Raw genomic sequence first — 12,149 nt, 5'->3', positions numbered from 1 at the left:
AAGGAGAGCAAGTAGTATCCGGCAAAGGGGTTGGTGGCGATAAAATCACGATCAAAGATAAAGACAATAAGGTGATTGGAAAAGGAACCGTAGCGGAAGATGGTACGTTTACTGTTAAAACCGATCGACCTTTAGAAAAAGGGGAAGAATTAACCGTTATCCCAACGACCGATGGCAAAGAAGGGACCCCAGGGACCACAACGGTGGCAGAAAAACCATTCGATAAAGACGCCCATAAACCGACTGTCAACCAACCAATAGAAGGAGAGCAAGTAGTATCCGGCAAAGGGGTTGGTGGCGATAAAATCACGATCAAAGATAAAGACAATAAGGTGATTGGAAAAGGAACCGTAGCGGAAGATGGTACGTTTACTGTTAAAACCGATCGTCCGTTAGAAAAAGGGGAAGAATTAACGGTGATCCCAACGACCGATGGCAAAGAAGGGACCCCAGGGACCACAACGGTGGCAGAAAAACCATTCGATAAAGACGCCCATAAACCGACTGTCAACCAACCAATAGAAGGAGAGCAAGTAGTATCCGGCAAAGGGGTTGGTGGCGATAAAATCACGATCAAAGATAAAGACAATAAGGTGATTGGAAAAGGAACCGTAGGTAAACAAAAATTACCATCTACAGGTGAATATGATAATAAATCATTATTAAGTACAGGACTATTATTATTAACGTTAGCAGGAGGATTGTTAGGGTGGAAATTGAAACGGAATAAATAAACTAAACAGCTATGAATCTATTTTTATTGATTAATGGTAATAATCAAGTTTGCTGCAATTTAAGTTGACAAGTAAAAAATAAATGGCTGTACACCAAATCATGTTGATGGACAATAATGTAGATAAAAAATTCTCAAACATGAAATGAGATTAATTAGTGTGTTGGAAGAAAATTATTATTCTCACATTATTAAATGATTTAAATTCGTAGTATACTCGTTCCGTCTAAGTTTTTTTAAAAGTCTCTAAAATAAGGATTTAAGAATGAAAATATCATCTCTTTGTCAACTACTGTTGTTGAGAGTAATACGTTAGAATTTAAGATCTAGAAACCATTTGGTTTTCTAGATCTTTTTTGGTGATTTAAAGACAGATTATTTTAAGTAAATTGAATTTATAGTCGTAGTCGTAGCTTAAAATTATAAAAACTTCTTGAATAAGATGTTTCAACTGTATTTTTAATTTCTTCTCGATGCTTTTTAAATGTCGCCGATTGTAACATTGAGCTAGACAACTAAAAAACATCATTTGTGATACACTCAAATGGTCTTTCCACCCCAATAAAACAAAGGGAGTGATCAAAAATGACCTATACACATCTGACTACAGACGAGCTAGTTTTGATAGCATCTTATTACCATCAAGTTAAAAAGGAACATACATTGCGAAACAATTGAAACGAGCAAAACAGACTATCTATAGCGAATGGTTATAAAGAAAAAAATGACAAACAAGCCTTTAAAAGAACCATACATCAACGTCATAAGGATTATCAACTCTTTAATAATGACTTACGTCACCTTGAAGGTGACACAATTGTTGGGAAAGGGCATAAAAGTGCTGTTATCACACTCATTGAAAGGCTGTCGAAAGTGATTATTACGTTAAAACCAATAGGTAGACGAGCATAGGTATCGAAAATAGTTTAAATAATTGGTTTAAAAAGTTTCCATGCCATGTATTTAAAACAATCACATTCGATTGTGGTAAAGAGTTTTCTAATTGGAAATCAATCAGCAATCGAAATGATATTGATAGTTATTTTGCTGATCCAAGAACATCCTAACAAGGAGGTTTAAATGAACAATATAATAGGTTATTACGCAAAGATAGATTACTTAATCAAATTGATTTCAACGAAGTTGAGGAATCTTTTATCCAATCTATCGCATTTAAAAGAAATAATATTCCTAGAAAATCATTAAATTATAAAACACTATTGGAAGTAGTATTTTTGAGTTATGTAGACAAACGATATTTTATCTAGCTTCATTTAATCAATGAAAATTTTAAAAAATACCAATAAAACATCGTTAAAAAAACAATTAATCATTCTGACTAAAAACCTGCTTGTATTTATAGTTATTTTAAATTATAAAGCTTTTTATATAAAAAAATCTCTTGTATTCACCTTAAACTACGTTGTTTTAAATAAATCATACTAAAGTACTATATATTATTTTTTTTATTTAGTGTAAGGTCTATATATATCTTTGGTTTTATTATTTAAATCTAACTTTAAGGGGAATGTATATGGCATTAGTAGTAAGTGTAAAAAATTTAAAAAAAGTATATGGAAAAAACAATGAAAAACAAACAACTGCTCTAAACGATGTAACGTTTGATGTAGAAGAAGGGGAATTCATTGGGATTATGGGAGCATCTGGTTCAGGAAAATCAACCTTATTAAACATTTTGTCTACTCTTGATAAACCAACTAACGGTGACGTAAAAATAGCTGGTGAAGACGTTATGAAACTAAGAGGAGATAAATTAGCTGATTTTAGAGGACAAAAGATTGGGTTTATTTTTCAAGATTTCAATTTATTAGAAACCATGACTGCTTCAGAAAATATTGCGATTCCTCTATCATTACAAAATTTAAAGCCTAAAATCATTAAAAATAAAATAAATACTGTAGCACATCATTTGGGAATTAGTGACATTTTAGACAAATACCCTACTGCTCTGTCTGGCGGACAAAAACAGCGTGTCGCTGCAGCGAGAGCACTAGTCACTGACCCCAGCATTTTATTAGCAGATGAGCCAACAGGTGCTTTGGATTCCAAAAGTGCAAAAGATTTGCTCGATATGATGAATGAGCTAAATTATGAGGATAATGTATCGGTTTTAATGGTAACGCATGATCCATTCTCGGCTAGCTACTGTAAACGTATTTTATTTATAAAAGATGGTGTAATACACCAAGAATTAAATCGTGAAGAAAAATCGCGCGATGAATTTTACCGAGAAATTTTAGTCTCTTTAGGTAATTTAGAGCAATAGAAAGGAATGAAAAAACGATGATTTGGAAGTTATCTATGACAGGTATAAAGAGTCGATTACGAGATTATATGATTCTCTTCTCGGGTTTAACTATTGCCTCAGCTATTTTTTACATGTTTCAAAGTCTTGCAACAAATAAAGCTTTTTTAGAAGGAAATACCAGTATCAGTATGGCAACGATGATTTTTCAACTAGGAACTATTTTATTAACTATTATTACAATTGTATACATACTCTACGCCAATTCTTTTTTGATGACATTACGACAAAGAACGTATGCCATGCTCATGATGTTAGGTGCAAAAACTAAAAAAATTGCTCAAATAATCTTTTTAGAGACATTTATTATAGGATTATCTGCTACATTAATCGGTATTTTATTAGGCGTGTGTCTTACTTATGTTGTTAATTATTTTTTAATGAGTCAATTAGATATAGTGGTTACAGGATTTTCACCATTTAACTTACTAGCTATTGTTTGGACACTTTCAATCTTTAGTATTTTATTTATCATAACATCACTTATTAATTCGAGTTCTGTTGTGAGTAAACAAATTTTACAATTATTAAACGAACAATCAACTGCGAAAAAATTAGTGAGACGTCCAATTCTCTCTATACTTGAAGCAATATTCGGATCTTTAAGTTTAGGTCTTGGATATTATATGTTGGATAATATTCAAACATATAAATTATTTTCAATTGAGGTAGCACTTGTCACTATAGTAATAGGAAGTTATTGCTTGTTTCATGCGATTGCTATTGTTGTTTTGAGTTTAATGAAAAATATTGATTCCATATCAATGAAAAAACTAACAAACTTTACATTATCACAATTAACTTTTAGAATTAGGGAATACACTCAAATTTTAACAATGGTGTCTATCTTATTTGCATTAGCGATGGGGGCTATTACCGTTGGTCTGGCATTTAGATCTCAGCCAATTAAAATAGCTAATAATAGTGAAACATATGACTTGGTATTAAATAATTCAGATAAGATAAATCAAAAACAAATAAATGATTTAGATACAAATTTTGATGCAAAATATAGTCAAAAAGAAGATTCGAATACTTTATATTATAATTTAGATGAATTTAATAAGCAGCCATTACAAGATAAAAATATAGATAATCAAAAAATTAATGAATACACTGGAAATCAATTAAAGGAAAATCAAGATGGGATTACCATTTTAAAAAAATATATGACACCCGACCAAAGAAATAAAGAGATAAAATTTGTCTCTAATGCGGAGTTTAACATACTAAATCTACCTAAGACAAACCTAGAACTAATCAAAGTAGTTAACTTTAAAGACAGTTTGCCACAAATCAAAAAATTAGTTTTAGAAAATAATCGTAATAACCCAAGTATGAATTCGAATAATGAAATGGATAACGTATCACAAAAATATGAAACATATCAAACAATAAATTCTATCTCTGCTGGATTTCAATTTATGGGATTCTTTTTAGGATTAGCATTTTTAACGATGTTAGCAAGTTGTTTAATGTTTAAAATTTTATCATCTGCTAACACTGATAAAGCACGTTTCCAAATGTTACGTAAAATAGGAACTAGACAATCACTTCTAAAAAAAGCAGTCATACAAGAAATCGGTGTTTTATTCTTTTTACCTGGCATTTTAGGTATTATCCATGTACTGTTTGGTTTACAAATGTTCAAAGAGTTTATAAGTAATCCATACGAAGGAATTTGGATACCTTTTTCTATATTTATATTTTTATATACTATTTATTATGTATTAACCGTAGTTTTATATAGCAGTATCGTTATACCTAAAGAATTAGATGATTATTAAAAAAATATAGATCAATCAAATATATTTTATTATTAGAAACTACTACGCGTTATTATGTAATATCGGTAAGAAATGGGGAGAATTCAATGAATGCTAACTATGTAGATAATCCTTTAGTTATTTTAGGAGTCTTTATATTTTTAATCGGTGTTTTTCTGTTTGTTTTTGGTAGGAAGTGGTTCCTTTTTCGTTTGTTATTGGGTGATATTTCCATGATCTCTCAGATGTTTTATGGAACTATCCTATCTATCATAGGATTAATACTTTTATATATGTCTGGAAGGTTTAATTAATTTAAAAAAATATTTTATATGAATTATAAAGGAGCGATATTTTATGGTAAAAAAAGTTATTTTAAGTGTATTACTAGTAGTAATGGTATTTGTAGGATATAAAGGTTATAAATATTATGCTGAAACATATAAAAGTGAAGTTGCTTACGCCAAAGTTTCAGATAAAATTCCAGAAATAAAAGACGCAAAATATCAAGATGGAAGTGTAGTTGCTGGAAGTAAAACTTACAGCTATGATTTTTATTTTGTTAAAGAAGATGGAAGTGTACAAAAAATGGAATACGATTTAACTGGAGAGAGTGATCAATTAAAACCACTAACACCTGGTTCATATGTAAAAGCTGAAATAAGTAAAAAACGTGTTACTAAAGGACCTAACGAGATATCAAAAACTAAAATCCCCAAAAATGTATTAAATAAATTACATGAATAACAAGAGTGTTAGTTAATTTTGTTTATTTGGTAGATGAAAAACCTATTATTTAATCTGAATAATAGGTTTAAATTTGTATTTACTACTGAATTTGTTATATAGTACACTCATGATTTTTTAGGAGGAATTAATTTGAATAATGTTTTAAAGACTAAGAGGTTATCCATTTTTGATATTAAAATTATAGGCATTATACTGATGTTTATTGATCATATACATCAAATGTTTGTACCATTTGGTATTCCAAACTGGGTAGATTGGTTTGGAAGACCAGTAGCAACTCTGTTCTTTTTTGTAAGTGTTGTTGGTTTTTCTCATACCAAAAGTAAAAAAAGATACATGCTAAGACTTTATATTTCAATGATTTTAATGTCTTTCCTTACATTCTTTTTGGAAAAAATTGTACACTATGATCAAGTGGTTTTAATAAATAATATTTTCAGAGATTTATTTATCGGAACTTTAATGATGGCGGGGATAGATTTAATTATTTCTGGAAAGAAACATAAGAAAGTATTAAACATATTGTGTGGCTTTTTATTGATTTTGTTACCATTTATTTCTTCTATTCTAGTAAGTATTGCTTTATCTAATCCAACCATTTTACAAAATTCTAGTATCATGACACTCATTATGACGTTTGTGCCTGCAATATTTTTAGCTGAGAATGGTATTAGGGTGTTATTGATACCGTTGTTATATATTTTTAGAAACAAGCGAAACATACAAATTTTGATGATTATAATAACAGCGTTATTCTATTTATTTATGGGGTCTACACAATGGATTATGATATTTGCTATTATACCTATTATGATGTATAACGGACAAAAAGGTAAAGGGATGAAGTACTTCTTCTATATCTTCTATCCTGCACACATTGCTTTACTTTATCTAATATCTGCTTTTTTATATAATCATTAACATTTCAGTTCACGAAACTTAAACAAAATAAAGAAATTAAAAGACTGTTAGATGTATTAATATACTAGCAGTCTTTTTTGATTAAATTTAACCTTTTTATCACGTTTCGAAAAACAAAGAGTATTTGAACCTCTCATGACAGAAGTCAGGAGAGGTTCAAGAGATTCATTATCTGTAGAAAATCTAACTAATAACATTTTGTAACATAATTAGACTACTTTCTAATTTTAGTCTATTAACACAATTTAGTGTACAGCCTATTTATGTAGTACCGAAACAACCTCAAATCCTTTAATCGTTGCTGCAACAGTATAAAATGACTCACTGTTTAATCAAGAATACTTTTTTCTTTTAGTTCTTTAATTACCTTGAGTGAAGAAAATCCCATTTATCCGTCACAATATAATAGGGCTGACCATAATCTTGAATGATTTGCTTCATAAAAGTTTTAGTAGAGACTATACCGCGATGATTTCGCAACCACATATCTAGAGAATTTCCATTTGAATCAATCGCACGATAAAGGTAATGCTCCTTCCCTTTCATTTTGACATACGTCTCATAAATTCTCCAGGAATCACTAAACCTTTTACTTCTATTTCTTTTTTTCCAAATATAATACAACAATTTACCATGTAATAAATCGTCGTTTGTTTAATTTTAATACTGCATTTTATTTATTATAATGGAGCAATCGTGATAACTTAAAGGAAAATGGCAGTATAAGCCAATGACTTCAATAATAATTCGATAGTCGTTTTATTTTCCCTTAAAATGTTTATTCATCGTCGTTCCTCCAGTAATATTAGTTAAATTATTATATCGAAAAACAACCCTTAATTAAACTGGGTAACACAACCATCAATTGATCATCTCTATTGTCATTATCACTTAAATTACTTTCTTTTTTTTTTTAAATATAGTACAATTAATTAAACAATTACATTTCGAAAGAAGGTGAGTAGTTTGAAAACTAGTATAAAAATATTCTTGACTATTCTAATTTTGACTTTAATTATTCCTTTATTTTCTGCTGTTACTATCTCACAATATGCCGTTAGTTTACCTTTCTCTTTAATTAAAATTCAAAACTATCCATATTTTAACACCTATCTATCAAGTGTTATTTTTTGGTTAAGTATTTTTTGGATTGGTATGTCTTTGGTCTCCATAGTCGTTCTTCTTTTTATCCCTATTAAAAAGAACCAAATAAAAATTAAAGAAAGTTCTGGGTATTTATCAGTTCAAAACAAAGCAATTGATAATTTTGTATTAAATGTTTTAAAAAAGGAGTATTTTTTAAATGATCCGAAGGTAACATCTATTCTTAAAAAAAATAAAATTATCGTTAATATAGAAGCCAATATTAACGAATCCACTAATGATTTAGTTAAGAGAAAAGAAAGTATTTCAAAGACTATTGAACATAGGTTGTTTACCCTATTTGGTATAGAGGAAAATATGACAGTTCGAGTAAATTTTCAGAACTATAAATCTAGCGATTCTAATAAAAGTCGAGTTATTTAAAGGAGGGGATAACTTTGTTACAAGAACTTTTGAACGATTACAAACTTACTGTTTTATTTGGTATTATAGGGCTATTTATTAGTTTATCAATTATAATAGTTGGTTTCTTTAAAACATTATTTGTCCTAATATTCACATTACTTGGATGCTATATCGGTTTTTATTTACAATCTAAAATTTTTTAGGTTGATTAATATAATTAATACAATATAAGGAGGAATTACAATGAGTAATAAAAATGAAGACAAAAAAAGTAAAGTAACAGATACTAAAGGACAGAATCAAAATCAAACAATAAAAGGAGATTTGACGTTTGATGATAAAGTAATACAAAAAATAATAGGTATTGCTTTGGAAGAAATTGAGGGATTATTAACTGTTGATGGCGGTTTTTTATCTAATTTAGCAGGAAAAATTGTCAATACAGATGATGTTACATCGGGTATTGATGTAGAGGTTGGTAAAGAACAAGTCGCTGTCGATTTAGATGTTGTTTGTGAATACGGTCGAAATATGAATAACATTTATGATAGCATAAAAGAAATTACTACTAGAGAAGTCAAAAAGATGACAGATCTAAATGTTGTAGAGGTAAATGTAAATGTTGTGGATGTAAAATCCAAAGAACAATACGAAGAAGAGAATACAACAGTACAAGATAAGTTATCAGAAGCTGCAGAAAATACGAGTAATTTTGTTTCTAAAAAGACAGATAACGTAAAAGAAGCTACTTCAGATGTTAGAGATAAATTAAGCGATCAAGTATCAAATGTTCAGGATAATGTTATGGGTTCAAGAGTAAAGTAGATGGTTAACCTCAGTAGGTAGTAAGAATTAGAAAATAGTATAACAGTGTTGTAATTAAGAATAGGAGGTTATTATAATGACGAATAGTGGAAAAATAGATAAAGTAGTTGGCAAAGCAAAAGAAACTACTGGTGATGTTACAGACAATGAAGAATTAAAAGGTGAAGGTGTTTTAAAACAAGTTGAAGGTAAAATTAAAGAAGTTAGTTCTGATATAAAAGACAAAACAGAAGAAGTTATTGGTGACGTTAAAGAAAAGTTTGATAACAAATAAATTAAAGCTAAGTAGAAGTGTCAATAAATTGATAGTATTTGTGTTGCAAAGTTAAAAAATTAGACAGACGCATCCCAAATTTGTTTAATGGGCTATGCTGCTTTAAGCAGAGCTCAATTTTATCCCACGTGAAAAGTCGAAGAGGTTAATTTCTCTTCGACTTTCTTTATATAGTGCCGAAACAACCTCAATTTCTTTAATCGTTGTGTGGCTAACTTCATTATTATAATAGAACAATCACGATAATTTAAAGGAAAATGACAGTATACGTCAACGGGTTCAATAATATTTCGATAGTTGTATGGTTTTCTCTTAAAATATTATTTCACCATCGTTCTTCCAATCATTTTAGTTAAAGTCATTATATCGAAAAATCACACTTCATTAACCTTTGCAACATAACCATATTTTTCGCTAGCCTTTGAGGTATTGACAGGGGCGTTTTTAAAATTACTAGTACAATTTAGGTATATATAATTCTAAACTTAAACTAACGGATGTAGGTAGGGAAAAGGAAATAATATCATGTTTATTAGAATAGCACACGAGGAATGATAAAAGGACAATCATCAACTTATTGCGTCTTTTGGTAGTAAAATGTCTAGTTTTACAATCTAAAATTGGATATATTAAGAAAAAAGACGTGTGTTACTTTCATTCTTAGCTGCGTGTCCATTTTACTAACTAAATTGTTGGGAGGAATGTTCGCTAACTCATTTGTAGAACGCTTCGTAAAAAAGTGACCAATGATTTTAACAGATGTTGTACAAGGAATTTGGATATTGCTATTACTGCTCTTATTCATAGATCATCCTTTAAAAAATATTCATATCAAAGTAACTATTAAAGATTCAACTTGAATCAAATGTGCAGAGCATACTAGAGAATTGAGAGGATAATAAATTAGTGGAAAGACTATGTTTTAAAATAAGAGCCCATGCATAATGAACAATTTTTAGAAATAAGTTAATTTTATGAAGGAGGGAAATTTTTATGGATTTTTACAGTGTTGATATTCTTGAAAATCAAGTAAGTATAAATAACATTATTCGATACATAGGTATGTTTTTGCTATTTGGCCTTATTATTCTTATTATTGTATTCTTAAAAAAAAGATTTGAAACAAAGTATAGAGATCTAGCAGTTATAGCTTTTTTGTCACTATTATTAATTTCTTGTATGCAATACATGGATTATTCTCAATCCTTAAATCAAAAACATCAAGTTTCTGAAGTTCTAAATTTTATTAATGTTTTATCAGAAAAGGAAAAAATTGATAAAGATAATATATATATAAATTCATATCAATTAAATGATAACACGATTATAAAATTGAATGAATCCTATTATTCGGTTGAACTAAATGCTGATAAGTCTGCATTTAGTTTGAAAAAAGTTACGTTGTTAAACGGAGAAATTATCAAAAAAAATTAGGGAGTTGAAAATAAATGAATGTGAATGGAATTGTTATTAAGTTTATTTTAGGCATTATTTGTCTTGTATTTCAGATTAATCTTATGGGAAAAAGTAACTTAGCTCCATCATCTCCAATGGATCAGATTCAAAATTATGTATTGGGGGGGATTATAGGAGGCGTTATTTATAATGAATCTGTTACAGTACTACAATTTCTAGTTGTTTTATTAATTTGGACAATACTGGTTATGATAGTTAAATATTTAAAAGAAAATTTTCATTTTATGAAAGTAATTGTTGATGGAAAGACCTCAGTACTAATTAAAGATGGGATGATTAATGTAGGTCAATGTATGAAGCAGGGAATACAGGGGCGTGAATTGATGTTAAAGTTGAGAGAAAATGGGATTAGTGACGTGTCTCAAGTTAAACGAGCTATTATAGAACAAAATGGACAATTAACAATTACAGAATACGGTGATGAATCAACTAGATATCCTGTGATTATTGATGGACAACCTGATATGGATATACTTGAAATGATTCATAAAGATCTAGATTGGCTAAACTCAGAAGTAAATAAGGCTGGATTGAAAAATATTAATCAAATATTTGTTGGTGAATATGTTTCTGGCAAATTAAAATTTTTCCCTTATCCCACATAGATAGTATGGATGTGTTGCAAATCTAAGAATAAGATAAAATCTCGTTAATCTATCAACCTACTTCATCAAAATACGGAAGTCAAAAGCTGTTAGCTATATTAATAGCCTAGTAGTTTGTTTTGATTAAATTTCAACTTTTGATGATAATAAGATCCTATCAAAACTAGCTCGTCTGTATTCAGATGTGTATAGGTCATTTGTGATCACTCTCCTTGTTTTCTTTGATTGGAAAGACAATTCGAGTGTATCACAAATGATTGTTTTAGTTGTCTAGCTTAATGTTACAATCGGCGTAAATAAAAAAGCGAGAGAATTTCTTCCCTCACTCCAATTAATTCTATTTCATTTTTGAGACTTTTTTATCAATCTTATTGCCCATCAACACAATTTGACATAGAGCCTCGATTCTCTTATAACGGGTGGTAGCCACTATTTAGTATATCGAAAGGAGCTTCTTAACACTAAAGTTATTTCCTCCACACGCAGTACGCGTGTTTTTCTGTTGAACACTACTTCGTGTTCAACTAACTAAAGTAATTAATAAAAAATAAGTAAAATTTGATTTATAGATGAAGTTTTGATTAGTTTAATAAGCCATTTTAGATTTTTTTAAGCTTTTTGGAATAGATTTTTAGTAGACAAATTATTAATATAATTCCAATTACTATTAATTCATTTGATCTTGTATATCCAGTTTTTGGAAGTTTGTTTGAATTATTCTTATTATTATTAAATTTTATAATTGAACTAGATTCTGTTGAACTAGATTCTGTTGAACTAGATTCTGTTGAGCTAGGTTCTGTTGAACTAGATTCTGTTGAGCTAGGTTCTGTTGAACTAGATTCTGTTGAACTAGATTCTGTTGAACTAGATTCTGTTGAACTAGATTCTGTTGAACTAGATTCTGTTGAACTAGATTCTGTTGAACTAGATTCTGTTGAGCTAGGTTCTGTTGAACTAGATT

General features: G+C 29.3%; 12 protein-coding genes and 3 pseudogenes. 12 read left to right on the top strand and 3 right to left on the bottom strand.

The window, feature by feature from the left end:
- The 6 genes and pseudogenes from AC37UB_RS08355 to AC37UB_RS08330 all read left to right on the top strand — a co-directional run.
- Window positions 1-734: Ig-like domain-containing protein (locus AC37UB_RS08355; RefSeq protein ID WP_490685586.1), on the top strand; the 734-nt coding region annotated here is incomplete at its 5' end.
- 704 nt (window positions 735-1,438) lie between these two features.
- Window positions 1,439-2,001: pseudogene (locus tag AC37UB_RS08350) on the top strand (IS30 family transposase); the annotation flags it as partial.
- A 266-nt stretch (window positions 2,002-2,267) separates the two neighbouring features.
- The gene (locus AC37UB_RS08345; RefSeq protein WP_117973691.1) at window positions 2,268-3,020 is read left to right on the top strand and encodes an ABC transporter ATP-binding protein; all 753 of its coding nucleotides are present in this window, start codon (window positions 2,268-2,270) and stop codon (window positions 3,018-3,020) included.
- 17 nt (window positions 3,021-3,037) lie between these two features.
- Window positions 3,038-4,846, top strand: a complete 1,809-nt coding sequence (locus tag AC37UB_RS08340; protein WP_490685585.1) for an FtsX-like permease family protein — start codon at window positions 3,038-3,040, stop codon at window positions 4,844-4,846.
- A gap of 336 nt (window positions 4,847-5,182) precedes the next feature.
- Window positions 5,183-5,572: a DUF1093 domain-containing protein gene (locus tag AC37UB_RS08335; protein ID WP_490685584.1), complete on the top strand. Its 390-nt coding sequence runs from the start codon at window positions 5,183-5,185 to the stop codon at window positions 5,570-5,572.
- A gap of 132 nt (window positions 5,573-5,704) precedes the next feature.
- A complete protein-coding gene (locus AC37UB_RS08330; protein WP_256463828.1) occupies window positions 5,705-6,496 on the top strand; it encodes a TraX family protein in 792 nt (263 codons plus the stop codon).
- A gap of 260 nt (window positions 6,497-6,756) precedes the next feature.
- Here AC37UB_RS08330 and AC37UB_RS08325 read toward each other — a convergent pair.
- Window positions 6,757-7,243, bottom strand: a pseudogene (locus AC37UB_RS08325) (DDE-type integrase/transposase/recombinase); the annotation flags it as partial.
- A 219-nt stretch (window positions 7,244-7,462) separates the two neighbouring features.
- Here AC37UB_RS08325 and amaP point away from each other — a divergent pair.
- From amaP to AC37UB_RS08305, 4 genes are all read left to right on the top strand, one after another.
- The gene (gene amaP, locus AC37UB_RS08320; protein WP_241699525.1) at window positions 7,463-8,023 is read left to right on the top strand and encodes an alkaline shock response membrane anchor protein AmaP; all 561 of its coding nucleotides are present in this window, start codon (window positions 7,463-7,465) and stop codon (window positions 8,021-8,023) included.
- A gap of 14 nt (window positions 8,024-8,037) precedes the next feature.
- Window positions 8,038-8,208 (top strand): DUF2273 domain-containing protein, encoded by a 171-nt coding sequence (locus AC37UB_RS08315; RefSeq protein WP_117973682.1) that lies wholly within the window; start codon window positions 8,038-8,040, stop codon window positions 8,206-8,208.
- 40 nt (window positions 8,209-8,248) lie between these two features.
- Window positions 8,249-8,830: an Asp23/Gls24 family envelope stress response protein gene (locus AC37UB_RS08310; protein WP_490685583.1), complete on the top strand. Its 582-nt coding sequence runs from the start codon at window positions 8,249-8,251 to the stop codon at window positions 8,828-8,830.
- Between the two features lie 76 nt (window positions 8,831-8,906).
- Window positions 8,907-9,104 (top strand): CsbD family protein, encoded by a 198-nt coding sequence (locus AC37UB_RS08305; RefSeq protein WP_117973678.1) that lies wholly within the window; start codon window positions 8,907-8,909, stop codon window positions 9,102-9,104.
- A gap of 112 nt (window positions 9,105-9,216) precedes the next feature.
- Here AC37UB_RS08305 and AC37UB_RS08300 read toward each other — a convergent pair.
- Window positions 9,217-9,311, bottom strand: a pseudogene (locus tag AC37UB_RS08300) (IS6 family transposase); the annotation flags it as partial.
- Between the two features lie 786 nt (window positions 9,312-10,097).
- On the opposite strand from AC37UB_RS08300, the gene AC37UB_RS08295 reads away from it, so the two are divergent.
- Window positions 10,098-10,538 carry a DUF3290 family protein gene (locus tag AC37UB_RS08295; protein WP_241699528.1) on the top strand — a complete coding sequence of 147 codons (441 nt, stop codon included), beginning with the start codon at window positions 10,098-10,100 and terminating at the stop codon, window positions 10,536-10,538.
- A 14-nt stretch (window positions 10,539-10,552) separates the two neighbouring features.
- Window positions 10,553-11,185, top strand: coding sequence for a DUF421 domain-containing protein (locus AC37UB_RS08290; protein WP_490685582.1), 633 nt, complete (start codon window positions 10,553-10,555; stop codon window positions 11,183-11,185).
- A 599-nt stretch (window positions 11,186-11,784) separates the two neighbouring features.
- Here the strand turns inward: AC37UB_RS08290 and AC37UB_RS08285 are convergent.
- The coding region (locus tag AC37UB_RS08285; protein WP_490685581.1) for an LPXTG cell wall anchor domain-containing protein at window positions 11,785-12,149 on the bottom strand (365 nt) is incomplete at its 5' end.

The sequence above is a fragment of the Vagococcus changpingensis genome (genome assembly GCF_058211775.1).
This window is presented reverse-complemented; position numbering and strand designations above follow the sequence as displayed.